This window comes from Xenorhabdus griffiniae, from assembly GCF_015163655.1.
Classification (GTDB): domain Bacteria; phylum Pseudomonadota; class Gammaproteobacteria; order Enterobacterales; family Enterobacteriaceae; genus Xenorhabdus; species Xenorhabdus griffiniae.
Genome location: NZ_JADEUF010000051.1, coordinates 1 through 25,178 on the forward strand (window position 1 = coordinate 1; position 25,178 = coordinate 25,178).

22 protein-coding genes and 2 pseudogenes are annotated in these 25,178 nt (G+C 43.8%); 10 read left to right on the top strand and 14 right to left on the bottom strand.

The features are described from left to right. Positions 1 to 208 precede the first annotated feature (208 nt). The 4 genes and pseudogenes from IQ211_RS09775 to IQ211_RS09790 form a co-directional block, all read right to left on the bottom strand. Positions 209 to 808 (bottom strand): annotated as a pseudogene (locus IQ211_RS09775) (tyrosine-type recombinase/integrase); the annotation flags it as partial. Next, positions 762 to 1,304, bottom strand: coding sequence for a hypothetical protein (locus tag IQ211_RS09780; protein WP_193836351.1), 543 nt, complete (start codon positions 1,302 to 1,304; stop codon positions 762 to 764). The gene IQ211_RS09780 and the pseudogene IQ211_RS09775, both read right to left, overlap by 47 nt. Before the next feature lie 11 nt (positions 1,305 to 1,315). Next, positions 1,316 to 1,771, bottom strand: a complete 456-nt coding sequence (locus IQ211_RS09785; RefSeq protein ID WP_223281801.1) for a DUF4150 domain-containing protein — start codon at positions 1,769 to 1,771, stop codon at positions 1,316 to 1,318. A gap of 683 nt (positions 1,772 to 2,454) precedes the next feature. Further along, positions 2,455 to 4,038: an ABC-F family ATP-binding cassette domain-containing protein gene (locus IQ211_RS09790; RefSeq protein ID WP_189760656.1), complete on the bottom strand. Its 1,584-nt coding sequence runs from the start codon at positions 4,036 to 4,038 to the stop codon at positions 2,455 to 2,457. A 230-nt stretch (positions 4,039 to 4,268) separates the two neighbouring features. Here IQ211_RS09790 and mutT point away from each other — a divergent pair, with 230 nt between their 5' ends. Then, entirely contained in the window at positions 4,269 to 4,673 is a 405-nt protein-coding gene (mutT, locus tag IQ211_RS09795; protein ID WP_189760657.1) for an 8-oxo-dGTP diphosphatase MutT, read from the top strand. Positions 4,674 to 4,820: 147 nt separating this feature from the next. Here the strand turns inward: mutT and yacG are convergent, their stop codons facing one another. The 6 genes from yacG to ppdD form a co-directional block, all read right to left on the bottom strand. Next, complete coding sequence (yacG, locus tag IQ211_RS09800) at positions 4,821 to 5,027, bottom strand: DNA gyrase inhibitor YacG (RefSeq protein WP_189760658.1); 207 nt, start codon at positions 5,025 to 5,027, stop codon at positions 4,821 to 4,823. A gap of 180 nt (positions 5,028 to 5,207) precedes the next feature. After that, positions 5,208 to 5,966 (bottom strand): cell division protein ZapD, encoded by a 759-nt coding sequence (gene zapD / locus IQ211_RS09805; RefSeq protein WP_189760659.1) that lies wholly within the window; start codon positions 5,964 to 5,966, stop codon positions 5,208 to 5,210. Then, entirely contained in the window at positions 5,959 to 6,582 is a 624-nt protein-coding gene (gene coaE, locus IQ211_RS09810) for a dephospho-CoA kinase (protein ID WP_189760660.1), read from the bottom strand. Before coaE ends, zapD begins: the two co-directional genes overlap by 8 nt. Before the next feature lie 132 nt (positions 6,583 to 6,714). Next, positions 6,715 to 7,914 (bottom strand): protein transport protein HofC, encoded by a 1,200-nt coding sequence (gene hofC / locus IQ211_RS09815; RefSeq protein WP_189760661.1) that lies wholly within the window; start codon positions 7,912 to 7,914, stop codon positions 6,715 to 6,717. Continuing rightward, positions 7,911 to 9,410 (bottom strand): type II secretion system protein GspE, encoded by a 1,500-nt coding sequence (gspE, locus tag IQ211_RS09820; protein WP_189760662.1) that lies wholly within the window; start codon positions 9,408 to 9,410, stop codon positions 7,911 to 7,913. Before gspE ends, hofC begins: the two co-directional genes overlap by 4 nt. A gap of 79 nt (positions 9,411 to 9,489) precedes the next feature. Next, positions 9,490 to 9,912, bottom strand: coding sequence for a prepilin peptidase-dependent pilin (gene ppdD, locus IQ211_RS09825; protein ID WP_189760663.1), 423 nt, complete (start codon positions 9,910 to 9,912; stop codon positions 9,490 to 9,492). 338 nt (positions 9,913 to 10,250) lie between these two features. Here ppdD and ampD point away from each other — a divergent pair, with 338 nt between their 5' ends. The 6 genes from ampD to lpdA all read left to right on the top strand — a co-directional run bounded on the left by ampD (position 10,251) and on the right by lpdA (position 19,170). Further along, entirely contained in the window at positions 10,251 to 10,802 is a 552-nt protein-coding gene (gene ampD / locus IQ211_RS09830) for a 1,6-anhydro-N-acetylmuramyl-L-alanine amidase AmpD (RefSeq protein ID WP_189760664.1), read from the top strand. Next, complete coding sequence (gene ampE / locus IQ211_RS09835; RefSeq protein WP_189760665.1) at positions 10,799 to 11,653, top strand: beta-lactamase regulator AmpE; 855 nt, start codon at positions 10,799 to 10,801, stop codon at positions 11,651 to 11,653. The genes ampD and ampE overlap by 4 nt, the downstream gene beginning before the upstream one ends. 361 nt (positions 11,654 to 12,014) lie before the next feature. Then, positions 12,015 to 12,779: a pyruvate dehydrogenase complex transcriptional repressor PdhR gene (pdhR, locus tag IQ211_RS09840; RefSeq protein ID WP_099131626.1), complete on the top strand. Its 765-nt coding sequence runs from the start codon at positions 12,015 to 12,017 to the stop codon at positions 12,777 to 12,779. A 238-nt stretch (positions 12,780 to 13,017) separates the two neighbouring features. Continuing rightward, the gene (gene aceE / locus IQ211_RS09845; RefSeq protein ID WP_189760666.1) at positions 13,018 to 15,681 is read left to right on the top strand and encodes a pyruvate dehydrogenase (acetyl-transferring), homodimeric type; all 2,664 of its coding nucleotides are present in this window, start codon (positions 13,018 to 13,020) and stop codon (positions 15,679 to 15,681) included. Between the two features lie 13 nt (positions 15,682 to 15,694). Continuing rightward, positions 15,695 to 17,539 (top strand): pyruvate dehydrogenase complex dihydrolipoyllysine-residue acetyltransferase, encoded by a 1,845-nt coding sequence (gene aceF / locus IQ211_RS09850; protein WP_193836352.1) that lies wholly within the window; start codon positions 15,695 to 15,697, stop codon positions 17,537 to 17,539. Between the two features lie 203 nt (positions 17,540 to 17,742). Continuing rightward, positions 17,743 to 19,170 (top strand): dihydrolipoyl dehydrogenase, encoded by a 1,428-nt coding sequence (lpdA, locus tag IQ211_RS09855; protein ID WP_189761024.1) that lies wholly within the window; start codon positions 17,743 to 17,745, stop codon positions 19,168 to 19,170. 156 nt (positions 19,171 to 19,326) lie between these two features. Here the strand turns inward: lpdA and IQ211_RS09860 are convergent, their stop codons facing one another. After that, positions 19,327 to 20,001 (bottom strand): GNAT family N-acetyltransferase, encoded by a 675-nt coding sequence (locus IQ211_RS09860; RefSeq protein WP_189761025.1) that lies wholly within the window; start codon positions 19,999 to 20,001, stop codon positions 19,327 to 19,329. Positions 20,002 to 20,303: 302 nt separating this feature from the next. On the opposite strand from IQ211_RS09860, the gene acnB reads away from it, so the two are divergent. From acnB to mscS, 3 genes are all read left to right on the top strand, one after another. Next, entirely contained in the window at positions 20,304 to 22,901 is a 2,598-nt protein-coding gene (acnB, locus tag IQ211_RS09865; protein ID WP_189761026.1) for a bifunctional aconitate hydratase 2/2-methylisocitrate dehydratase, read from the top strand. 228 nt (positions 22,902 to 23,129) lie between these two features. Next, on the top strand, positions 23,130 to 23,501 hold the full coding sequence (locus IQ211_RS09870) for a YacL family protein (RefSeq protein WP_189761029.1): 372 nt from the start codon (positions 23,130 to 23,132) through the stop codon (positions 23,499 to 23,501). Between the two features lie 168 nt (positions 23,502 to 23,669). Beyond that, positions 23,670 to 24,542 (top strand): small-conductance mechanosensitive channel MscS, encoded by an 873-nt coding sequence (mscS, locus tag IQ211_RS09875; protein WP_189761027.1) that lies wholly within the window; start codon positions 23,670 to 23,672, stop codon positions 24,540 to 24,542. Between the two features lie 27 nt (positions 24,543 to 24,569). Here the strand turns inward: mscS and IQ211_RS19560 are convergent. The 3 genes and pseudogenes from IQ211_RS19560 to IQ211_RS09885 all read right to left on the bottom strand — a co-directional run. Beyond that, positions 24,570 to 24,725: pseudogene (locus IQ211_RS19560) on the bottom strand (IS982 family transposase); the annotation flags it as partial. Beyond that, positions 24,722 to 24,955 (bottom strand): hypothetical protein, encoded by a 234-nt coding sequence (locus IQ211_RS09880; RefSeq protein WP_189761028.1) that lies wholly within the window; start codon positions 24,953 to 24,955, stop codon positions 24,722 to 24,724. The gene IQ211_RS09880 and the pseudogene IQ211_RS19560, both read right to left, overlap by 4 nt. 64 nt (positions 24,956 to 25,019) lie before the next feature. After that, positions 25,020 to 25,178: transposase domain-containing protein (locus tag IQ211_RS09885; protein WP_193836353.1), on the bottom strand; the 159-nt coding region annotated here is incomplete at its 5' end.

Here is a 25,178-nt window from a genome sequence, read left to right on the forward strand (position 1 = left end):
CGCTCTTCGGGCGGTGAGCGGGACAGCAGGGCCGCCCGGCGAATTTCGCATAATCTCCCTGCATTATGTTAAATGGGCTTTGGGCGGCCAGTACACACGGGTTGGGGACACAGGGGCCGCCGCCGCCCATTGCCCATTTACCCCCGCAGACGCTGATGCCGACGGGCAGTCCGGCCACGGTCTGCCCCTGCACCGTACCCCGACGGACTCAACGGGGAGGATCGGACTGTCCCGTGCCCTGTGACGTCGGTTTGGCCTCAGACTCGCCACTGGCTCTGCCTGAACCGTTCTCTGGCGGTTCGGTATGGCAGTCGGCGTCCGGTTGGGTTTGGGGGGCACGCTCTGCCGGATGGGTCTGGCTGTGCATCTGCTTGAGCTGTTTGATGGCGACTCGCGTATAGACCTGGGTCGTGTTGATTTTCTCATGCCCCAGCATCGCCTGGATATGACGGATATCCGCGCCGTTGTCCAGCATCTGCGTCGCCATGGAGTGCCGGAACAGGTGGCAGGCACCCGGTTTGTCAAGCTGTGCCTGCTCCCGGATGGCTTCGGCAGCGATTTGCGTTAACATCCCCGGACTGATGGGTTTGCCCCATTTCGTAACGAACAGGTGTCCACTGTCATCACGCAGTGTTAACCGTGGCCGCGCATCTGCAACGTAACGGTCTACCCAGTCCAGCGCCCGCTCCCCGATGGGGATCACCCTGTCTTTGTGGCCTTTGCCTTGTCGTACCATCACCGCACCCCGTCCGAAGTCAATATCATTCAGCCGCAGATTGCGCAGCTCCCCGCGCCGGATTCCCCTGGAGTTTTGTTACCGCTTCTGCAGCATCGACAGCCATGTTATTGACACGTTTCGCTGCGCCAATAGCCATATCCGTCGCACGAAATTTATCAGCATTCTGCCGGGCGTTCTCTGTCACAGCCTGTAAGTTTTCTGCGGCTTTTGTCTGACCGGTCATAGCTAATATAGCGGCGCGTTCTTCTGCATCGGCATTCACAGAATTTATCATACCCGTGTCAAAGTAATCTCTTATCTGCGACCAAAGTCCTTTTTCTTCTTTGGTTTCCGGTAGTATTACTGCATTAGCTTCATGCGGCGGATTGGCTGCCCGTGGTGCCTGACCGACAATTTTACCGATGGTATTGCCTTCCCCGGTCGGGCTGTCATCCCGTACCTTTTGTGGTAACGGGGAGTTTGGTTTGGGCGGTTTACTAGGGGTATCAGGCGCTTTCGGGCTGGTCGACTCTTCTGCCTGAGTAGCCGCTTTGCTGTCTGCTCTGGTTCCGTTGTTTTCTACCATGGTTTCCTTCTTTATTCCCCGTTCATCCAAAATTTATCCCCGTGGCGCAACACCAGTTTGTTACCGGCCCGTACCGTTTTAGTATGCTCCTGTGGATGGCATTTACCGCCTACCGTGCCGCTTTTAACGCCATTGGCTACGCTAGGCTGGTCACCCAAGGTGGTGGGCACAAAACTGTGGGCAAACACCACCACGGGTTTGCCATTGGTACGCACGGTTTTCTCCGGGGCTGAGCTGTCCGCCAGTTTTGCTACGACCGGGTAGGGAATACCGCTCGCATCCGCTAACAGCGTTTTAGCCTGTTTGGTTATTGCTTCCTGTCCCTGTTCTAACCGCGTTTTTCCTTCCTGCAATATTGTGAGGGGTTTTTTCTCTTTTTCTGATACTGTCTGTCTCCTTGAAGTCATGCCGATGGAATATAAAATGGCAATGGGCTTAACAGGGACTTCGTCATATTCAGCAGGCAAGGTACGCTTATTCAGCGCACCTATTTTTCCCGTTTGACCATAAGCTGAAAATAGAGGGCTTCCTGTTTTGAATAAGGCAAAAATGTCCGGTTACGCCAGAATAAATTGTCCTGTTCGTGATAAAAAATCTGCCGAAAATAATAAGGAGTGGACAATTAAAAACCAAATAAAATCAAGTGGAGGGAAAAAGGCGCGTTGTACAATCACAGTGTAAAAAGTTAAAAACATTGCCGTTGGAAAATAAATTTTCGCCAGATTTACTCTGGTGAGTGCATCATACTGAGTGATTTTGTGCCAAAATCGAGGGTATTTTTATAACAGAATGAATTACAAATAAAAAATAGTTTTGATTTTTAGAACACCCATGATCATTTCTATTTTGTGAACTTATTCACAAAAAGGTTATTTTGAAAAAATAGCTTTTTCATTCAGTTTGGCAGGACATTATCAGCGAATAAACCAAAGTTAAATACCGAATGAAAATTAGCACGAACCTGATTTGAACCAGCGACAGCAAGCATATGAAATAAATTCAACTAATATTCTTTTAATGTGGTCTGCGGTAATACAGTTTATCAGCAAGAAACCCGTGCCAATGGTGAATTGGCACGGATTAATTTATCGAAAATCCTTAGATCTTATTCTGCAATGAAATTTGCTTAAATATAGATTTGAGGGGCTTGTCATAAGACTAATTCCTGCATATTGTCTACATTTTCAATGAACTCATCGTCGTGAGAAATAAGTACCATCGCTCCTGTATAATCATGTAGTGCTTTTTGCAGCAGCTCACGTGATTCAATATCCAGATGATTATCTGGTTCATCCAATAACAGCAGGGCAGGTGCATATGGCCCGCAAAACAGGCAAGCCAGCGCGACTTTAAGTTGTTCTCCTCCACTGAGATAACTGACAGGTTTCAAAGCCTCCTCACCGCGAATACGCAATTGTGCTAACCGAGTACGGTAACGATCTTCTGTCCAGCTTGGTGACTGTAATTGAAAGTTATGTAGCGCGGATTGGTTTTTATCCAGGAACGAAAAATGTTGATCCATCAGATTGTGTGAAAGAGTGATACGACAGATACCCTGCTTCGGAACTAGTAAACCTGCCATTACCTTTAATAAGGTGGATTTTCCGCTGCCATTTTTACCTGTGATAGCGAGGCGATCACCATTATTAATGGTTAAACTGATGGGAGTGTCGGAGCCAAAGGGCAGAATGACATCCTGAAGGTAAAGTAACGGAGAAGTTGCTGCTTGTGGAGTTGCAACAGCGATTGACAGTGGATCGATAATTTCGAGTTTTGTTCTGGCTTCTGCGGCTAATGAAGAGCTGCGTTGTAATCGCTCTTCATTCTGTTTTGCTATCCGTGATAATGTTGCTTCTGAGCGTCCTAATGCGTGATCAAGAAGTATTTTAGCCTGATTGGCATTTTCCCGCCGTTGCTTACCCTGACTTTGCCTTTTGCTGGTTTTCTCACGATCTTTTTGCTTATCACGTAAGGCTTGTTTTAGGCTTTTTCTGGTTTGATCCACCTCACGTTGAATACCCAGCCGTAGTTGCTCTTTACTTTCCAGCCAGGTTTCCCATCCTCCGATACTGCGGGATAACCCTAATCCGCTGAGTTCGTAAACAACCGATACATGCTGTAATAGTTGGGTATCATGGGTAATCAACAGAACTCCGCCATCAAAAGCACTTAACCACTGAGCCAGCCAAAGGCGGCCTTGTCGGTCAAGGTGATTGCTTGGTTCATCCAGAATCATAAAACCTGCACCTTGACATTTCAGCGCCAGTAACTTGATCCGTGTTTGTTCTCCTCCGCTCAAGGAGCTAAAAGGTTGATTTAATACGCTTGGTTTGAGTTCACCTTCTGCCAATAAAGACTCAGTTTGAAATTGCCAGTCCCAGTTTCCTTCCATAACATCAAAATCTGTTTCATCACCAACTCCTGCCAGGACACGTTCATTGGCATTCATGATTTTGGTTAATCCCAGCAGATCCGCGACATTACCGGAAAAAGGTGTTAAACCTTGTGATAAATAACCCACCTCACAAAAGTGTTTTACACTACCTTCTGTGGGAAGGATCTGCCGTGCCAGTATTGATGCCAGCCAGGATTTACCAATACCATTGCGCCCAACTAATGCATGTTGTCCTGCGTTTAAAAATATGTCGATACCAGAAAATAGGGGGGGTGTTTCACCAGAAAATTGATAGGCGATTTGCCGTGCTTCAACCAATGATTGAACATCATTTAGCATAAACCGTGCTTCCTTAATGTTTAAAATAGTCATTTCAAGCTATTTGTAGGTTAATTTCAGACACTGTTTACAGCTTGTTTTCACATGATTTGTTTTTTCCAGAGAGGTAATTGGTAATAAAAAGCGATATCACTTTGCATGAAATACAAATTTGCGGCTTAAACTCATTCTAATGTAACCTGCAAGGGATAGTTACTTAAGTTGAAAAATAGACGGTAAGAAAAGCGATTATGGAAAAAAAACATCTGCATATTGCAGCAGGTATTATTAAAAATAGCAATGATGAAATTTTTATCACTCAGCGTAGGGCTGATTCACATATGGGCGGTTTTTGGGAGTTTCCCGGAGGAAAACTTGAACAGGGGGAAACATCTGAACAAGCATTGATTAGAGAATTAAAGGAAGAAGTTGGGATCACAGTAACGCATTGTGAATTAATTGACACCATCAAACATGAGTTTCCTGATAGAAATATCACCCTTGATTTTTTCCTGGTTGATAAATGGGAAGATGAGCCGTTTGGTAAAGAAGGGCAACCTTCCCGTTGGGTTTTACAATCAGAATTAATTGCTGATGAATTTCCTCCAGCAAACCGCAGTATTGTTGGTTTTTTAACCCGAACTGGTTCATGCTAAAGGATTTTTAATTAATTAGGGTAAGTTAAATCATTCAATATAAGCGGCGCTAAATAAAACGGGTACCTTCAAGATGCGTGTGATTTCTCCCCGCGAAGCGGGGGAGAAATCAGGTTTCATAGCGTGTTGTAAATTGCAACTTGAAGTTTAATGCGTATATTGTTCAGGCTGTTCGCTCCAGCTATCATTTTCTGCACTGTCACTTTGGCTTGCTATTCGTTTTTCTTCACTGGCCCATTCACCCAAGTCGATTAATTGGCAACGTTTACTGCAAAATGGGCGATATGGGCTAATTTCGCCCCATACTACCGTGTTGCCACACGTTGGGCATTCGACAGTCAATACTTCAGACATAATACTTTCTCCCGCTTGATTTGAAGGTCATACCTTCCATTTTCACCTTGCAGCTTTTTTAATTCATTGTTTCAGTTATGTATTTATAAATTCAGAGTGATATAAATACAGAATGAGTCATGCTATTGGGAATTTATCCCTTTAATGTCGTGCTGCAACTCGAAATTTATTGGGCCCATGTTAACAGCAGGCCAATTCAAATGACAAATGGGCAGGTACAACACCATGCTCACTATCCATTGGTAAAAAACGGATGGCAAAACGTGTCTTGTAGCCGGAGACTTGTGGGTAAACCAATGTATCTGGCACCACATCCAATTTTAATCTCAATAAATCGGCTTCATCGGCATTCCCCTGATAAAATCCGTTATGGCTAATTTTGGGGGTGAAAGCAGAGGAGTGGCGTATGAGTTCCAGAATGCTTTCCAGGGCTTGCTGTAACGGACGAAGGCTGTCCAACCAGGCTGTGACGGATTTATCCCTGACAGATTGTGGTAAATGCAGCCACAGGTGCAATGTTGGCAAGTCAAAACTACAACATCCTCCAGGGATGTTGAGACGTTGACGTACCATGCTGATAATACGATCTTCTTTGATAAATTGATTAAGCCGTGGCGCTTGGTTCAAGGCAATACTGCGTTCTTTAAGTTGCTCTGTCAAACTATGGATCATAGCCGTATCGGCATTCGGGGCGCCGAGCCATTGTTTTAATTTCGCCTGTTGGCGATCCAACTCTTTCAATAACTCAGAGCGGACTTCACCGCGTTCCATGATCTCAATTAATTCAGCAATTGTACGGAAAAACGAAAGGCTACTCGCCTGAGAATGCAGATGACGTTGTTTTTCCAACTGTTGCAGTGAAGACTCAATCCTCAACCATGAACGCATTTTTTCATTGAGTGGATGTTCAAAAATAATAGTGGATGGTGCATCACTCATTACGGTTTTCCTGTCTGACTGATTTTGCTTGTTTTAAATACTGCTGATGTAGTTCGGCCACACGAGAGGTAATATCCTGTTCACTGTTGTGGTTAACGATGACATCATCTGCTTTTTCCAGTCTGTCCTGACGGCTGGCTTGTGCAGCCAGAATATTTTCTACTTGCTCACGGTTTATTCCATCACGAGCCATGGTTCGGGTAATCTGTACTTCAACTGGGATATCAACAACTAAAACACGATCTGCCAAATGTATTAAATTGTTTTCAATGAGTAAAGGAACGACCCAGATGACATACGGGGCTGTCACTTGGTTTAATTGCCGCTGTGTTTCTGTTTGGATTAGTGGATGTAAAAGTGCATTGAGCCACTGTTTCTCTTCTGGGGCAGCAAAAATTTTTTGGCGCAACATTGCGCGATTAAGGCTGCCATTGGGCAATAATATATCGACCCCAAAGCGCGCTATGATGGCTTGTAGTGCGGGAGTGCCAGGAGCGACAACTTCTCTGGCGATAATATCTGCATCAACAAGCGGGACACCAAGGGATGAAAATACATTAGAGATAGTCGTTTTACCGCTACCAATTCCACCCGTAAGTGCAACAATATAAGTCATTCTATCCCTTTAAATATCTCTGATAGCATAATCAAATTGTAACTCAAGGGAAGCTAATGGGCTATAAACAAACGCGTACAATTCCTGCTTTTGCAGCTTTGGAAAAAGATAACGAAACATGTAAAAACTTTGTTAGGTTAATATTGCACCTAATTGAAAAATAGGCAGATACATAGCCAGTAATAATAAACCGACAATTAAGGCCATTATTAACATTAACAAAGGTTCTAATGATTGAACCAAACTATCAGCAAGGTTGATTGATTTTTCTTGATACCACTCTGCGAGATTGAATAGAAATAATTCTAATTCTCCAGATTCTTCGCCTATCATGACAAATTGTTGGCATAACGCAGGGAAATAGGCTGTTTGCTTTAATGCGTTACTCATGGGAGTGCCTTGTTGAATTTGTCTGTGCAAGTTTTTCACACCAGCGATAAAAACAGGATGCTGGGTTGCACTGAGGGCACATTCAAGCCCTGTCATTAGAGTTAACCCTGCTTTCTGTGTCATAAACAGAATATGAAATATTTGATTAGTCTGTTGATAAATTATGAGTTGCCTGAAAATAGGGAGTCTCAGGAAGAACATTTTTTCTTTTGCTTTAAGAATGGGAAAACGGTGACGTAGCCATAGATAGCTGCTTAATAATATAAATATTACTAACAGTATTGATACGCCATGGTGGATCAATAAATCAGAACCGGATAGAACCCATTGGGTTAACAAGGGTAGGGTAGCATTTAGCGAAGAATAGACTTGCCGAAATTCTGGCAGAACAAAAATCAACATCAGAATAATAACCAAAAAGCTCACAAAAGCGACTATCAAGGGATAGTGATAAGCTTTTTGAATTTTCTTCCTTAACCTATTCTGTTGTTCCAATCGATCAATGATTAATTGGCAGCAGTTTTCAAGCTGGCCGGTTTGTTCTCCGACTGCGATAAGTTGGCAAAACAAGGGAGAAAATAACTTCGGATAGTGTTCGAGAGTTGTGGAGAATGCCTCTCCTTGACGAATTTTCTGAATTATATCTGCCAATACACATCGCCAGAGAGCATATTTGCACTCTTGACGTAAAATAGTCAGTCCCTTGAGTAAAGGGATGCCCGAAGTCAGTAATGTGCTTAGCTGGTGAATAAAATGCAGGCGATAGGCAATTTCTTTTTTGCTGTAATAAATAATTTTTTTACACTCAATGGAATAGGGTTGAAGATCAAGATGGCTGAGGTATTGAAATACACTTTTTTTACTGTGCCCAATACTCTCCCCTGTCATGGCTTTTCCGTGCTTGTTTATTGCCTGCCATTGGTAAATATATTCTATTTTCATACTGTCTCATGGCCTGTAATCTGATAAATTTCTTCAAGCGTGGTTATTCCTGTTTCTGCTAATGCCAGTCCTGCTGAAAAAAGTGTTATATTTTGTTGTGAGGCAAGTAAATGTGAGAGGTTGGCATTAGAACACTCAGACAAGGCTTGCTGGAGTTCAGGTTTAATTTCGAGAAATTCATATATGGCTGTTCTACCGTAATAGCCAGAAAAACAGTGATCACAACCGACCGCATTCCATTTTTTTATAGATGTTGAACCAGTAATATTAGGGATCACTGTAGGTATACTGTCTTGTTGTCGGCAATGGGGACAAAGCTTACGAACCAGTCGCTGTGCGATAATCAATTTCACACATGAGGCGGTGGTATAGCCAGAAATTCCCAGATTATGCAGGCGAGATAACGTATCAATAGTGGAATTGGTATGCAGAGTTGATAAAACCAAGTGGCCTGTTTGAGCTGCTTTCATTGATATTTCAGCGGTTTCATTGTCACGGATCTCACCAACCATAATGATATCGGGATCTTGTCGTAATAATGCTCTGAGGACTTTGGCAAAATCGAGACCAATCTTGTTATTAACAGGCGTTTGGTTGATGCCATTTAAAGGAATTTCGACAGGATCTTCGACACTACAGATATTCTTTTGAGCCTGGTTTAAATATTGCAGGCAGCTATACAGTGTGACAGTCTTCCCGCTGCCGGTCGGTCCAGTGACTAAAATCATCCCTTGTGGTAAATGGAGTTTCTGTTTTAAAAGTTGTAATTGTGGTTCGGGCAATCCTAATTGTTCCAGAGATAGCTGATGGATGGTATTTAAAATACGCAGGACTATTTTTTCCCCATATAATGTGGGTAGTGTTGAGATACGAATTGCATAACTGTTTTTGTTGTCACTCCAGTCAAACTGTCCATCTTGTGGCTGGCGTTTTTCAGCGATATTGAGCTTTGCCATGATTTTTAAACGAGCAGGAATACTCGCATTCATTTGAGAGGGTGGCGCTTGCATGGTATGCAATGTACCATCAACTCGAATACGTATTTGATAGCCACGCTGAGATGGCTCAAAGTGAATATCTGAAGCTCTTTTTTGTATTGAAGTTAATATCGTCTGGTTAATTAATTGGATAACTGGTGTGCCTATTTCATCATCATGGGAATTATTGGTTTGTATTGCATCATGATAATGAACATAACTGTTATCAAGGCGATCTATACGGTATGGTTCCTCTTCATCATTTTCTGAGCAGTAATTTTTGGCTGATATTAATGAATTTTCTTCTGTCAACATAGATTCTATTTTTGCTTGTGGCCAAATATCGACATTAACGATTAAGCCTGAAATAAATCTTAGTGCGGAAATGAAATCCTCATTAGGTGATTTACTACAGGCAATTGTGATTGTATGGATATCTTTTTTTATGATAATGGCCTGATATCGTTGACACAGTTCTTTTATTTCTTTTTCCATTAAGCAGCAATCCTTATTTGTCATTATCTTTATTTCTTTAATATTGGCGTGACTTAATTGTTTTCTCTTCAATTTAAATCTTGTCAGGAATGAAAGTGGGAAGTTAAAATTTCAAGGTTTCCTGGCATTTTAGTTTTAACGATTCATTTTCAGATTCACAAATCGCTTTCCATTGAGTGAAACCAGTCTTCGTATCTTGAATAGGTTTTAACGTGGCATGGAGTCCATTCAGGTTTTGCTGGCCTACTATTGTTATCTCCCCCTCTTTTACTGATATGGTGCTGATATAGCGGCTATTGTGGCCAGATGGAATGGAGGGATGACCAGAGTGGCAATCTTTGTAATTTTCAGCTTCGAAGCGACACAGCTCCACACCAGATTTATAAGGCACAATAGCTTGTAGCATGTCGGTTAATGCGGCTTTTTGGATATATCCCTGATAGCTGGGAATAGCAATTGCGCCAAGAATAGACACGATAGCCATAACAACCATCACTTCAATTAATGTAAATCCTTGTTGTTTCATTTTTTCTCCTTATATACGCATTAAACTTTAAGTTGCAATCTGTTGGGTATCGGCGCCAATAATCATGGAGAAAAAAGAGAAAAATAAAATATGGTTAATAAAAATCATGAAGCCGGCTCGAAAAAATAATTTTATGTTACATTTTTTTGCACAAATTTTTCGAGTCTGTCCGTAAAGTAAGAAATCACCTGATATATTGGCCGATTAAAGGTGCTAACATGCTAACTGGTTACACTTTAAGCCAGAGTATTACGTTTAATGAAGCTGATTGATGTTGGCCATATTGGAATGGTGATTTTGGCAAAGTGATATTAAATATTAAGGGGGGAGGTAAAAGAATGAAGCTGCATGAAGGGTGGATTGATGGTGCGAGAAAGGTTGTTTCCCCGCACTGTGATCTGCGCCCAGAAGGAGAAACACCAGCATTATTGGTTATTCATAACATCAGCTTACCTCCTGGCAAGTTTGGTGGCCCTTATATTGATCAATTATTTATGGGAACTTTAGATCCTAAAGCTGATCCTTTTTTTGATGAAATTAAGCATTTACGTGTTTCTGCCCACTGCTTAATCCGGCGTGATGGTGAGATTGTACAATATGTTCCTTTCAATAAAAGAGCTTGGCATGCTGGCGTTTCCTGCTACTGTGACCGTGAAAAATGTAATGATTTTTCGATAGGCATTGAACTGGAAGGCACAGATTATGAGGAATTTACTGAAATTCAGTACACTCAATTAGCGGAAGTTACTGAGCTACTTATTAGCCAATATCCTGATATTCGTGACAATATTACAGGACACAGCGATATCGCGCCGGGAAGGAAAACTGATCCTGGGCCTTATTTTTATTGGGAACATTACCGTCAATTATTGAAGGAGCGAGTTGGATGACTCTCTTTATTCTATTGCTAATACTGGCATGGGAACGTGTTTTTAAGATGAGGGATCACTGGCAACTGGAACGCTATTTAGCCCCAGCTTTTGCCAGACTCAAGTCACATTCACTATGGGGTAGCTTGGGCATGACCTTTCTGGTCGCTTTATTGACATGGAAGTTGATTGATATTTCTAGCTCTGTTGTTTTTGGTATTCTCGCGATTGTGCTGGGTATCATAATTAGTCTGTTATGTATTGGGGCAGGCAGATTGCGGCATGATTACCGTGGATATCTCCAGGCAGTGCGTCAGGATGATTTTGGACAGCAGAAAAAGTATCTTGCTCGTCTGACGATGATTCAGGGCACATTACCTGACACCACAAAAGAAGAGCGATTACGCGAGATACAAAATTCATTGATTTGGATAAATTTCCGTTATTATCTTGCCCCTATTTTTTGGCTGGCTGTATTGGGTAAATTCGGTCCGGCGGTTTTGATGGGATATGGTTGCCTCAGAGCTTATCAAAGTTGGTTGGCCCAGCACGCGACGGCGGTGCAGAGAGCACAATCTGGTGTTGACGGCATACTGCATTGGCTGGATTGGCTTCCTGCACGTTTGGCTGGTATTGCTTATGCTTTGTTAGGACATGGAGAGAAAGCTTTGCCAGCCTGGATTGCTTCACTCACTGATTTTCGATCATCACAATACAAGGTCGTTAGTCAATTAGCACAATTCGCATTAAGTAAAGAACCCCATCTTGACCCGATAGAAACGCCTGTCGCTGCTGTAACGTTAGCGAAAAAAGCGACCTTTACTATCGTAATTATTGTCGCACTATTGACGATTTATGGGGCCTTAGTTTGATAAACAAGAAAGATAGAGGGCTGTTTGAGTAATTGTATGCCCTTTATCTTTTTGGTATATACGTTTAAAAAACGTTAAATCTCCCTAATAATTCTCATCTCACAATCCTCTTTGGTTATAATTTTCTAATAAAATTTAAAATCTTTTGTTAAAATTTGCAGATTTTTATGATTTAGCCCAAGGTCTTTATAGACAGCTAGTGAATACTTTGTTACTTTAAGACCCTGTATTCTAAATTGGTATTACCAATTGACTTTGACCTGCTAACTAGGGTTTAATGGCTAAGATTTAGTCAGCAAGGCTTAGTTGAATAAGGCATAGTCCAAAGCAACATTTACTTATTGAATGGCTTACCGCAGATATGGCCTATAGCAAGATTCGCCAACCAAAGTTATCAGATGTGATTGAGCAACGTCTTGAACAGCTCATTCTCGAAGGCTCGCTACGCCCGGGAGAAAAACTGCTGCCTGAGCGTGAGCTGGCAAAGCAGTTTGAAGTATCACGTCCTTCATTGCGCGAAGCCATTCAAAAATTGGAAGCCAAAGGCTTTCTTTTCCGTCGTCAAGGGGGCGGAACTTTTGTACAGAACAATCTGTGGCAAAGTTTCAGCGACCCACTTGCCCAACTTATTGCAGAGAATCAAGAATCCCAGTTCGATCTCCTTGAAGCACGCCATGCGTTAGAGGGGATTGCTGCTTATTATGCAGCGCTTAGAGGAACTGATGAGGATTTCCAACGCATTGAGCAAAGCCATCTTGCCATTCAAGAAGCGCAACAAAGTGGTGATGTGAATGCGGAATCTGATGCTGTCTTGCAATACCAACTTGTTGTCACGGAAGCTGCCCATAATGTGGTATTGCTACATTTATTGCGCTGTATGATCCCAATGTTAGAACAAAATATCAGGCGCAATTTTGAAGTCATTTATACCCGTAAAGAGATGTTGGCAGCGGTTAGTGACCATAGAGCTGAAATTTTTCGTTCTATCATGGCGAGAGAACCGGAAAAAGCCCGTGAGGCTTCTCATCGCCATTTGGCTTTTATTGAAGAAGTTTTATTGGATCTGACTCGTGAACGCACTCGTCGTGAGCGTTCATTGAGGCGGCTCCAGCAACATCAGGAATAAGAGCCTGTCCCTTAGGGCGTCGTAGACAAATCACATTCCCGAATGGGGTAGGTTCTAACTTAACTGTACAGATCTTGACTGCTGCGTTTGTACAGTTGTCAACTCTTTATCAAGAGTTTTAGCGGCAATATATAGCAGGGCCTATCTTCCGGTCATAACAGGCAGTTTCGTCAAAAGGTATGACCAGAAGATAGGCTCCAATAACCATTAGAAATAGATAACAGATAAGGAATACACCATGTCAGATATTTTGAAAAATGACGTGGATCCGATCGAAACTCGCGATTGGTTACAGGCGATCGAATCGGTCATCCGTGAAGAAGGTGTTGAGCGCGCTCAATTCCTGATTGATCAGGTTTTGAGTGAAGCTCGTAAAGGTGGCGTTAACGTTGCTGCAGGTACTGCAAGCCGTGATTACATCAACACTATTCCTGTTGAGGATGAGCCTGCTTACCCTGGCAACCTGGATTTAGAGCGCCGAATCCGCTCTGCTATTCGCTGGAATGCGGTGATGACTGTTCTGCGTGCATCTAAAAAAGATCTGGAATTGGGTGGTCACATGGCTTCATTCCAGTCTTCCGCAACTGTTTATGAAGTTTGTTTTAACCACTTCTTCCGTGCTCGTAACGAAAACGATGGTGGTGACTTGGTATACTTCCAGGGCCACATTTCTCCAGGCGTTTACGCCCGTGCATTCCTTGAAGGCCGTCTGACTGAAGAGCAGATGAATAATTTCCGTCAAGAAATCGGCGGTAATGGCTTGTCTTCTTACCCACATCCAAAATTGATGCCTGACTTCTGGCAGTTCCCAACTGTTTCAATGGGGCTGGGGCCAATTTCTGCTATTTATCAGGCTAAGTTCCTTAAATATCTGGAAAATCGTGGTCTGAAAGATACCTCTAAACAAACCGTTTACGCTTTCCTGGGCGACGGTGAAATGGATGAGCCAGAATCTAAAGGTGCGATCACTATCGCAACTCGTGAAAAACTGGATAACCTGGTATTTATCATCAACTGTAACTTGCAGCGCCTGGATGGCCCAGTAACCGGTAACGGCAAAATTGTTAACGAACTGGAAGGTATCTTCGACGGCGCTGGCTGGCAGGTACTGAAAGTCCTGTGGGGTGAGCGTTGGGACGAACTGCTGCGTAAAGATACCAGCGGTAAACTGGTTCAACTGATGAACGAAACGCTGGACGGTGACTATCAGACATTTAAGTCTAAAGATGGCGCTTATGTTCGTGAACACTTCTTCGGTCGTTACCCGGAAACTGCTGCATTAGTCAAAGATATGACTGATGACGAAATTTGGGCTCTGAACCGTGGTGGTCACGATCCGAAGAAAGTTTACGCTGCACTGAAAAAAGCACAGGATACCACTGGCAAACCAACTGTAATCTTGGCTCAGACCATTAAAGGTTACGGTATGGGTGATACCGCTGAAGGTAAGAACATTGCTCACCAGGTTAAGAAAATGAACATGGAAGGCGTTCGTCAGTTCCGTGATCGTTTCAATGTGCCTGTCGCTGATGAGCAGATCGAAAACTTGCCATACGTAACTTTCGACAAAGATTCTGAAGAATCTAAATATCTGCATGAGCGTCGTAACGCACTGGATGGTTATGTACCAAGCCGTCGCGTTAACTTTGACGAGAAATTGGAAATCCCAGCACTGGAAGAATTCAGCTCGCTGCTGGAAGAACAATCCAAAGAAATTTCTACCACTATCGCTTTCGTTCGTGCACTGAACGTCATGCTGAAGAACAAGTCAATCAAAGATCGTCTGGTTCCAATTATTGCTGACGAAGCACGTACTTTCGGTATGGAAGGTCTGTTCCGTCAAATCGGTATCTACAGCCCTAATGGTCAGCAGTATACTCCGCAAGACCGTGAGCAAGTTGCATACTATAAAGAAGACGCAAAAGGTCAGATCCTGCAAGAAGGTATCAACGAACTGGGCGCTGCTTCATCTTGGCTGGCTGCTGCAACTTCTTACAGCACCAACAACCTGCCAATGATCCCATTCTACATCTACTATTCCATGTTCGGATTCCAGCGTATCGGTGATCTGTGCTGGGCGGCAGGTGACCAGCAAGCTCGTGGCTTCCTGGTTGGTGGTACTTCTGGCCGTACAACGCTGAACGGGGAAGGTCTGCAGCATGAAGATGGTCACAGCCATATTCAGTCCCTGACTATTCCTAACTGTATCTCTTACGATCCAGCATTCGCTTTTGAAGTTGCTGTTATCATGCAAGATGGTTTGGAGCGTATGTATGGTGAGAAACAAGAGAACATCTACTACTACATCACCACTCTGAACGAAAACTATCACATGCCAGCCATGCCGGAAGGTGCTGAAGAAGGCATCCGTAAAGGTATCTACAAGCTGGAAAGCATGGACGGTGCGAAAGGTAAAGTTCAGTTGCTGGGCTCTGGTTCTATCCTGCGTCACGTTCGCGAAGCAGCGAAGATCCTGTCTGCTGAATACGGCATCGGTTCCAATGTATACAGCGTAACCTCCTTCACTGAACTGGCTCGTGATGGTCAGGATTGTGAGCGTTGGAACATGCTGCACCCATCAGAAGAACCTCGTGTTCCTTATATTGCTCAGATCATGAACGATGCTCCGGCTGTTGCTTCTACTGACTATATGAAACTGTTTGCAGAGCAAGTACGTAACTTCGTTCCTGCAAGCGACTATCGTGTATTGGGTACTGACGGTTTTGGTCGTTCTGACAGCCGTGAAAACCTGCGTCATCACTTTGAAGTTGATGCTTCTTATGTGGTTGTTGCAGCGCTGGGTGAACTGGCTAAACGTGGCGAAGTTGATGTGAAAGTTGTTGAAGAAGCTATCAAGAAATACAACATCAACCCAGAAAAAGTTAACCCACGTCTGGCATAAGAGGTAAAGATTAATGTCTATCGAAATTAACGTACCTGATATTGGTGCAGATGAAGTTGAAGTTACCGAGATTCTGGTGAAAGTTGGTGACACAGTAGAAGCAGAACAGTCACTGATCACGGTTGAAGGTGACAAAGCGTCTATGGAAGTCCCTTCTCCACAGGCGGGTGTAGTTAAAGAAATCAAAGTTGCGGTTGGCGATAAAGTTGAAACTGGCAAACTGATTATGGTTTTTGAATCCGCAAATGGTGCAGCAGAAGCTGCACCTGCACAGCCAGTCGCAGCCGCACCAGCAGCAGTAGAAAGCAAAGAAGTGAACGTACCTGATATCGGTGGTGACGAAGTTGAAGTTACCGAAATCATGGTAAAAGTAGGTGATACGGTTACTGAAGAGCAATCACTGATCACGGTTGAAGGTGACAAGGCGTCAATGGAAGTTCCTGCACCATTCGCAGGTACGGTGAAAGAGATCAAAATCGCTACTGGCGATAAAGTTAAAACCGGTTCTCTGATCATGGTATTTGAAGTGGCAGGTTCTGGCGCAGCGCCAGCACCGGTAGCGGCTCCAGCAGCAGCGCCTGTGGCTTCTGCGGCAAAAGAAGTGAACGTACCTGATATCGGTGGTGACGAAGTTGAAGTAACCGAAATCATGGTAAAAGTGGGCGATACCATTGCTGAAGAGCAGTCACTGATCACAGTTGAAGGTGACAAGGCGTCAATGGAAGTTCCTGCACCATTCGCGGGTACAGTGAAAGAGATCAAAATCGCTACTGGCGATAAAGTTAAAACCGGTTCTCTGATCATGGTATTTGAAGTTGCGGGTGCAGCCCCTGCGCCAGCAGCGGCTCCGGCTCCTGCGGCTGAACCTGCGAAAGCAGCCCCAGCGCCAGCAGCAAGCAAACCAGCAGAAGGCAAAAATGAGTTTGCCGAAAATGACGCTTACGTTCACGCAACTCCAGTGATTCGTCGTCTGGCTCGTGAATTTGGCGTAAATCTGGCTAAAGTAAAAGGAACTGGCCGTAAGGGTCGCATCCTGCGCGAAGACGTTCAGGCTTATGTGAAAGAGGCGATTAAACGTGCAGAAGCAGCGCCAGCTGCTGCGGGTGGCGGTCTGCCAGGTATGTTGCCTTGGCCAAAAGTTGATTTCAGCAAATTCGGTGAAATCGAAGAAGTTGAAATGAGCCGCATCCAGAAAATTTCTGGTGCTAACCTCAGCCGTAACTGGGTTATGATCCCTCACGTTAACCTGTTCGATGAAGCGGATATCACTGAAGTTGAAGAGTTCCGTAAGCAACAGAACAAAGAAGCTGAGAAGAAACAGCTGGGCGTGAAAATCACTCCGCTGGTGTTCGTCATGAAAGCTGCTGCGAAAGCACTGGAAGCAATGCCTCGCTTTAACAGCTCCATTTCTGAAGATGGCCAGAAGCTGATCCTGAAAAAATATGTCAACATCGGTATCGCGGTTGACACACCTAACGGCCTGGTTGTTCCTGTATTCAAGGACGTCAACAAGAAAGGCATCATGGAACTGTCCAGAGAACTGGCAGAAGTTTCCAAGAAAGCACGTGCTGGTAAACTGACCGCTTCCGACATGCAGGGTGGTTGCTTCACCATCTCCAGCTTGGGTGGTATCGGTACTACCGGTTTTGCACCAATTGTGAATGCGCCAGAAGTGGCAATCATGGGGCTGTCTCGTTCTTCCATGAAACCAGTCTGGAATGGCAAAGAATTCGTTCCACGCCTGATTCTGCCTATGTCTCTGTCTTTCGACCACCGTGTGATCGACGGGGCTGATGGTGCACGTTTCATCACTTATATTAATCAATTGATGAGCGACATCCGCCGTTTGGTGATGTAATGCAAAGGCCAGTAAATATACTGGCCTGATGATTACTACCGTGACAGAGTTTTTCGTCTTGCATCTGGCAGGTTGGGATTTCTGTCACGTTAACGCGCTTTTCAGGTTATTTACAATTCTGTAAACTGCTCGCGGTGTGTACGTCCCGGTGGAATATGGTTTTTTTTCGTCTGACCCGCCGGACAAACAATTAAGAGGTCATGATGAGTACTGAAATTAAAGCCCAGGTAGTGGTGCTTGGAGCAGGCCCGGCAGGGTATTCTGCTGCTTTCCGTTGTGCGGACTTAGGATTGGATACTGTTCTGGTTGAACGTTACTCTACTTTGGGTGGTGTTTGCCTGAATGTTGGTTGTATCCCATCCAAAGCTCTGCTGCATGTTGCCAAAGTGATTGAAGAAGCAAAAGCACTGGCACAGCATGGTATTGTGTTTGGTGAACCGCAAACTGATATCGATAAGATCCGTCTCTGGAAAGAAAAAGTTATTTCTCAGTTGACAGGTGGTCTGGGCGGCATGGCTAAGGGCCGTAAAGTTAACGTTGTTAACGGTGTTGGTAAATTCACCGGCGCTAACACTCTGGTGGTAGAAGGCGAGAACGGCGCAACAACAATTAATTTTGAGAATGCCATTATCGCAGCGGGTTCACGCCCAATTCAGCTACCATTCATTCCACATGATGATCCTCGTGTATGGGATTCTACCGATGCACTGGAGCTGAAAACCGTTCCAGGACGCCTGTTAGTGATGGGTGGTGGTATTATCGGTCTGGAAATGGGTACTGTTTACCACGCGCTGGGTTCTCAGATCGATGTGGTAGAAATGTTCGACCAGGTGATCCCTGCGGCGGATAAAGACGTTGTTAAAGTGTTCACTAAACGCATCAGCAAGAAGTTCAACTTGATGCTGGAAACGAAAGTGACCGCAGTAGAAGCGAAAGAAGATGGCATCTACGTAACAATGGAAGGTAAGAAAGCACCGGCAGAGCCACAGCGTTATGATGCGGTTCTGGTTGCCATCGGCCGTGTACCAAACGGTAAATTGATCGATGCTGGCAAAGCGGGCGTTGAAGTTGATGATCGTGGCTTTATCCGTGTGGATAAACAAATGCGTACTAACGTGCCTCATATCTTTGCTATCGGTGATATCGTTGGTCAGCCAATGCTGGCGCACAAAGGTGTCCACGAAGGCCACGTTGCTGCTGAAGTTATTTCTGGTAAGAAACATTACTTCGATCCAAAAGTTATTCCATCCATTGCTTACACTGAGCCAGAAGTGGCATGGGTTGGCCTGACAGAGAAAGAAGCAAAAGAAAAAGGCATCAGCTACGAAACCGCGACTTTCCCATGGGCAGCATCTGGTCGTGCAATTGCATCTGACTGTTCAGATGGTATGACCAAGCTGATTTTCGATAAAGAAACTAACCGTATTATCGGTGGTGCTATTGTTGGTACTAACGGCGGTGAACTGCTGGGTGAAATCGGTCTGGCTATCGAAATGGGTTGTGATGCAGAAGATATCGCGCTGACTATCCACGCTCACCCAACGCTGTACGAATCAATTGGTATGGCTGCGGAAATTTACGAAGGCAGCATCACTGACTTGCCAAACCCTAAAGCAAAGAAAAAGAAATAATTCTTTAGATTTTGCAGTAGGTTAAAAAGAAATTTTAAACGGCTTTCTATATGAAAGCCGTTTTTGTAATGGATCTGGCATATTAAAGGTATTTCCTCAAACGATAATAGTGTCCTGCGATTATCAGGGGGGGAACTTGAAGATGATAAATTGGATCTACAGTAAATGGCATTGCCAATTTGTATTATGTGGATGAGGAGTTCTTTTGATTTGATATTTTCCATTAATTTTACACCACTTATCACTAGCATCAGGATTTAACTTCATCTGTTTTAAACCTAAAAAGTTACCGTTATTCATATATTCAAAGCCTAATTTTTGGTAAAAAATTTCGGCATCAGGCTCTGCCCTAACTTCTAATATGCCTTTATGGCCTAATTCGAGGGATATATTAACCACATGTTGAATCAGCAGGCCACCATACCCATAACCGTTAGGATAGGTGACTATGTATGCGATTTGGTCAACTTGATTAGCAGATATTGGACTGGCGGGGTTAAATATGATGATCCCAACAACCTTACCTGTAACTGAACAGATAAAATGCCGATAGCTCTGTGTCCCACCGGTAACATATCTAGAATTAAAAGTTTTTCTTATGGAATCACATGTATTGATGAATGTAACATGCCTATTGCTAAACATTCCCATTATAGGTCTATAAAACCACCAGGATTCATTCTCCTGGAGTGCGTCAAGTTCAGATAGCATATCATGTTTATTGACCTCCTTAATTTTAGCTTGATATTCAGGGTAGAATTTTTCCGCTATAAGGCTTGTAGGATAATGACTTGCTGCTGATATCGCGTTATGTTCTTCGCTATTGGGCATGATGATATCCTTTTTAGTGATATTGAAAGATTTTTGTACCACGTTCCATTGAATACATCCTCCAGGCTCATTTATCCAGAATTTTATTATGGTTCAATGTTGATTTTATGTGAATGAATTAACATGCTATTCAAACTTTGGTATGCTAAACGCCCGAAGCTGAGCATAATTCTGAAGTTATGCGAGCAAAATCCTCTGACCTTGCACCCTTAGTAATTGTTTTTAGATGATCATTTTCAATGATCGTTAACGGGTGCTGACAGCCGGGTATATAAAATGACAATGAGAGCGAGGAGAAAGTCGTGCTAGAAGAATACCGCAAGCACGTAGCCGAGCGTGCAGCTCAAGGCATCGTCCCTAAGCCGTTAGACGCAGCTCAAGCAGCAGCGCTGGTTGAATTACTGAAGAATCCACCTAAAGGTGAAGAAGATTTCCTACTAGATCTACTGACCAATCGTGTCCCTCCTGGTGTAGATGAAGCTGCTTATGTTAAAGCCGGTTTTCTTGCCGCCGTAGCTAAGGGAGAAACGACTTCTCCTTTGGTGACACAGGAAAAAGCCATTGAATTATTGGGAACCATGCAGGGTGGGTATAATATCCACGCTTTAATTGATGCCCTGGATGATGAAAAGCTGGCTCCAATTGCGGCGAAAGCACTTTCTCATACTTTGCTGATGTTCGACAGTTTTTATGATGTGGAAGAGAAAGCCAAAGCAGGTAATGTCCATGCCAAACAAATCATGCAGTCGTGGGCTGATGCAGAATGGTTCCTTGGGCGCCCTGAATTAGCAGAAAAAATTACTGTTACCGTTTTTAAGGTTACCGGTGAAACCAACACCGATGATCTTTCTCCTGCCCCAGATGCGTGGTCACGTCCTGATATCCCTCTACATGCATTGGCAATGCTCAAGAATGCCCGTGAAGGTATTGAGCCTGATCAAGCTGGTGTTGTAGGCCCGATTAAGCAAATCGAAGCCCTGAGCAAGAAAGGTTATCCATTGGCCTACGTTGGCGATGTTGTTGGTACGGGATCTTCCCGTAAATCGGCAACGAACTCCGTATTGTGGTTTATGGGAGAGGATATTCCGTTTGTCCCCAATAAACGTGGTGCAGGTGTGGTCTTGGGTGGAAAAATTGCCCCCATTTTCTTTAACACCATGGAAGATGCGGGGGCGTTGCCCATTGAAGTGGATGTTGCCAAGCTGAATATGGGGGATTTGATTGATATCTATCCCTATAAAGGTGAAATCCGCCATCACGAAACCAATGAGTTATTGGCTACTTTTACCCTGAAAACCGATGTATTGATTGATGAAGTACGTGCCGGTGGCCGTATTCCATTGATTGTCGGTCGTGGTTTGACTGGTAAGGCGCGTGAATCATTGGGTTTACTACACAGTGATGTATTCCGTCAGGCAAAAGCGGTTGCGAAAAGTGATCGAGGCTTCTCATTGGCACAGAAAATGGTAGGCCGTGCCTGCGGTAAAAGTGGCATTCGCCCAGGGGAATATTGTGAACCTAAGATGACTTCTGTCGGTTCCCAGGATACGACAGGGCCAATGACGCGGGATGAATTGAAAGATTTGGCCTGCCTGGGTTTCTCTGCGGATCTGGTCATGCAATCATTCTGCCATACTGCCGCCTATCCAAAACCGGTTGATGTGACGACGCACCATACTTTGCCTGATTTCATTATGAACCGTGGTGGCGTATCGTTGCGTCCGGGAGATGGCATTATTCACTCATGGTTGAACCGCATGTTATTGCCAGATACGGTAGGTACAGGCGGAGATTCCCATACCCGTTTCCCCATTGGCATTTCTTTCCCGGCTGGTTCAGGTCTGGTGGCATTTGCTGCGGCTACGGGTGTCATGCCGTTGGATATGCCAGAATCCGTACTGGTTCGTTTTAAAGGAAAAATGCAACCAGGAATAACCTTGCGTGATCTGGTTCATGCCATTCCTTATTATGCAATTCAACAAGGTTTGCTGACTGTTGAGAAGAAAGGCAAGAAAAACATCTTCTCTGGCCGTATTCTTGAAATTGAAGGTTTGCCTGAGCTCAAAGTCGAGCAGGCATTTGAGTTGGCTGATGCCTCTGCGGAACGTTCTGCGGCAGGATGTACCATCAAGCTGGATAAGGTGCCAATCATTGAATACTTGCAGTCTAACATCGTCTTGCTGAAATGGATGATTGCGGAAGGTTATGGTGATCGCCGGACATTGGAACGCCGTATTATTGGCATGGAAAACTGGCTGAAAGATCCGCAATTGTTGGAAGCGGACGCAGATGCTGAATATGCAGCTGTGATTGAGATCGATCTGGCAGACATTAAAGAGCCTATTTTATGTGCACCTAATGATCCTGATGATGCACGTCTGTTATCTGAAGTGGCTAACAGCAAAATTGACGAAGTTTTCATTGGTTCTTGCATGACTAATATTGGTCATTTCCGTGCGGCGGGTAAATTGCTGGATCAGCATAAAGGTCAATTACCGACTCGCTTATGGGTTGCTCCTCCGACTAAGATGGACGCGGCCCAATTGACGGAAGAAGGTTATTACAGCATTTTTGGCAAGAGCGGGGCGCGTATTGAGATCCCCGGATGTTCATTGTGTATGGGGAATCAGGCGCGGGTGGCGGATGGGGCAACAGTGGTATCCACTTCTACCCGTAACTTCCCTAACCGCTTGGGTTCCGGTGCAAATGTTTACCTTGCTTCGGCGGAGTTGGCGGCTGTAGCTTCACTGTTGGGGCGTTTGCCAACGCCAGAAGAGTATTTGCAGTTCATAGATAAAGTCGATGAAACCGCAGCCGATACTTATCGCTACCTCAATTTTGATCAATTGAATCAATACACAGAAAAAGCGGAAGATGTGATCTTCCAAACCGCAGTATAAAAAAGTATATTGCAATGCATGGGGAGGCAAATGCTTCCCCTTTTTTTGTTTTTCTGCCTACCGTTTTATACGCATTAAGCTTCAAGTTGCAATTTACAACACGCTATGAAACCTGATTTTTCCCAGCTTCGCGGGGAGAGAAATCACACACATCTTGAAGTTAGATTGGTATAAAATCCCAATGAAATTATTTGGCATCTGTAAAAATAGTAGGTGAGGGGGTATATGATGGAATATGAATTTATGCAGGATATTACCGGCCAGGTAACAACGTCCTTTTCAATGGATCATGAAGTCATCGGTCATTGGTTGAATGAAGAAGTGAAAGGCGATTTGCGGGTATTGGACAAAATCATTGTGGCTTTGCAAGAGATTAAAGGGAGTGAACGTCAGTGGCAGTTGGCTGGTCATGAATATACGCTATTGATGAGTGAAGATGAGATCATGATCAGGGCTAATCAACTTCAATTTGATACAGAGGTTATAGAAGAAGGAATGAGTTACTACGATGACGAGAGTCTGGCTTTTTGTGGGACAGACGATTTTATCGGTATGCTAGCTGATTACAGAGAATTCATTTTGCAAAAAAATAAAATGTAAGTATTCGTGTTCAAGCAATAAAGGCTTTCTGCCATAATCTATATTCCATTACATTCTTGTGTTGTGATAGTAGCTTTTTTTGAACAGGAGCCTACACCTGCTAGTGGCGTTCGTTGTGTATAACGCCACTGAATGGCGATAGGTTTCAACAATAACGGTGGGCTTTGTATGGAAAAGATCAATCTGTCACATGAGATTGATAAAGCGGCAAACTGGTTTACCAACAATCAGGATCTACTGATCCAGTATGCGGTAAACATTGTATCTGCCATTTTGATTCTTATCGTTGGTTTATTTGTTGCCAAGTTGGTTAATAAAGCAGTTAAGCGTGTTATGTCACTGCGTGGCATTGATACCACCATTTCTGATTTCCTCTCCGCGATTATTCGTTACGCCATCATAGCATTTACGATTATTGCTGTTCTTGGGAAATTAGGTATTCAGACTGCATCCGTGATTGCAGTTATCGGTGCCGCAGGTTTGGCAGTAGGTCTGGCTTTACAAGGTTCACTGTCTAATTTTGCTGCCGGTGTTTTGTTGGTGGTTTTTCGCCCGATTCGTACTGGCGAATATGTCAGCATTGGTGCGGTGGAGGGGACTGTCATGCAAGTACAGATTTTCTCGACAACACTGCGCACGGCAGATGGCCGTATCGTTGTGATCCCCAACGGTAAAATTATTGCAGACAATATTATTAATACCACCCGTGAACCTGACCGTCGTACCCAGATTATGGTGGGGGTTGCATATGATGCAGATATTGATGAAGTCAAAAGAGTATTGGGTGATGTGATTCAAGAAGATAAACGCATTCAACATGAAAAAGGTGTCACCATCCGCCTGCATGAAATGGCGCCTTCGTCATTGAACTTTGTTGTACGTGTGTGGACCTCCAATGGTGATGCCTGGAATGTCTATTGGGATTTGATGGAAAACTTTAAGCGTGCCTTAGATAAACACAATATCGGCATTCCTTTCCCGCAAATGGATGTTTATCTGCATCAGCAAAATAGTGTTTTACAGAAGAAGGTAGACGAATAGTTAACCTGAGTTTTGTTTAAACCGTCGCTAAATGCTCGATTCTGGATAGGAAAGGTTTAGTGACGGTTTCTTCTTTTTAAGGCAATCCGCAATAAGACTGCCTAAAGCTGTTAACAGAAATCCTTTTATACTTCGGTGGTGAGAACGCTTGATTTGAGAGATGGTTTTTAATTGCCTATTCATCTATGCTTAGCTTTTTTCTTTTCACTTATATATGTAAGAATAAAAAATAAAACAACAATTACAGCACTTCCTATTAATGATATAGTCCACCATTTTTCAGGAAAAAAATGGAATGATATTCCACTAAATATCAAAATAGTTACAACAGGAATGTTAGACCATAATAATTCTTTAATAAAAAAATAAAAAAGATCTTTAAACCAAAGTTTACTAAAAATTTTATTTTTCATTATAGACTCCCCATCATACCAGCAAGTACACGAGCAACGTAAGCGCTCATTTAAACAGTGCAGTTCACATTATATCGCTGATATTCACATTCCACGGCAGTAGATCATGCAAGGGATCACCGGATTGGCGTTTGGGGAGTTCCTTAAAAATATGCCGGAAGTAAAAATACGGATTGATGTCATTGGCCCGGCAGGTCATCACCAGGCTGTATAAGTTCGCACT

What these genes read in the sequence shown, in the direction of transcription:
- hofC (WP_189760661.1), bottom strand. Translation starts at nt 7,914, where the DNA reads ATGAAAATAGAATATATTTACCAATGGCAGGCAATAAACAAGCACGGA.
- ampE (WP_189760665.1), top strand. Translation starts at nt 10,799, where the DNA reads ATGACTCTCTTTATTCTATTGCTAATACTGGCATGGGAACGTGTTTTT.
- ppdD (WP_189760663.1), bottom strand. Translation starts at nt 9,912, where the DNA reads ATGAAACAACAAGGATTTACATTAATTGAAGTGATGGTTGTTATGGCT.
- mutT (WP_189760657.1), top strand. Translation starts at nt 4,269, where the DNA reads ATGGAAAAAAAACATCTGCATATTGCAGCAGGTATTATTAAAAATAGC.
- coaE (WP_189760660.1), bottom strand. Translation starts at nt 6,582, where the DNA reads ATGACTTATATTGTTGCACTTACGGGTGGAATTGGTAGCGGTAAAACG.
- aceE (WP_189760666.1), top strand. Translation starts at nt 13,018, where the DNA reads ATGTCAGATATTTTGAAAAATGACGTGGATCCGATCGAAACTCGCGAT.
- IQ211_RS09780 (WP_193836351.1), bottom strand. Translation starts at nt 1,304, where the DNA reads ATGGTAGAAAACAACGGAACCAGAGCAGACAGCAAAGCGGCTACTCAG.
- ampD (WP_189760664.1), top strand. Translation starts at nt 10,251, where the DNA reads ATGAAGCTGCATGAAGGGTGGATTGATGGTGCGAGAAAGGTTGTTTCC.
- IQ211_RS09870 (WP_189761029.1), top strand. Translation starts at nt 23,130, where the DNA reads ATGGAATATGAATTTATGCAGGATATTACCGGCCAGGTAACAACGTCC.
- lpdA (WP_189761024.1), top strand. Translation starts at nt 17,743, where the DNA reads ATGAGTACTGAAATTAAAGCCCAGGTAGTGGTGCTTGGAGCAGGCCCG.
- pdhR (WP_099131626.1), top strand. Translation starts at nt 12,015, where the DNA reads ATGGCCTATAGCAAGATTCGCCAACCAAAGTTATCAGATGTGATTGAG.
- zapD (WP_189760659.1), bottom strand. Translation starts at nt 5,966, where the DNA reads ATGAGTGATGCACCATCCACTATTATTTTTGAACATCCACTCAATGAA.
- IQ211_RS09860 (WP_189761025.1), bottom strand. Translation starts at nt 20,001, where the DNA reads ATGCCCAATAGCGAAGAACATAACGCGATATCAGCAGCAAGTCATTAT.
- gspE (WP_189760662.1), bottom strand. Translation starts at nt 9,410, where the DNA reads ATGACAAATAAGGATTGCTGCTTAATGGAAAAAGAAATAAAAGAACTG.
- IQ211_RS09790 (WP_189760656.1), bottom strand. Translation starts at nt 4,038, where the DNA reads ATGCTAAATGATGTTCAATCATTGGTTGAAGCACGGCAAATCGCCTAT.
- mscS (WP_189761027.1), top strand. Translation starts at nt 23,670, where the DNA reads ATGGAAAAGATCAATCTGTCACATGAGATTGATAAAGCGGCAAACTGG.
- yacG (WP_189760658.1), bottom strand. Translation starts at nt 5,027, where the DNA reads ATGTCTGAAGTATTGACTGTCGAATGCCCAACGTGTGGCAACACGGTA.
- aceF (WP_193836352.1), top strand. Translation starts at nt 15,695, where the DNA reads ATGTCTATCGAAATTAACGTACCTGATATTGGTGCAGATGAAGTTGAA.
- IQ211_RS09880 (WP_189761028.1), bottom strand. Translation starts at nt 24,955, where the DNA reads ATGAAAAATAAAATTTTTAGTAAACTTTGGTTTAAAGATCTTTTTTAT.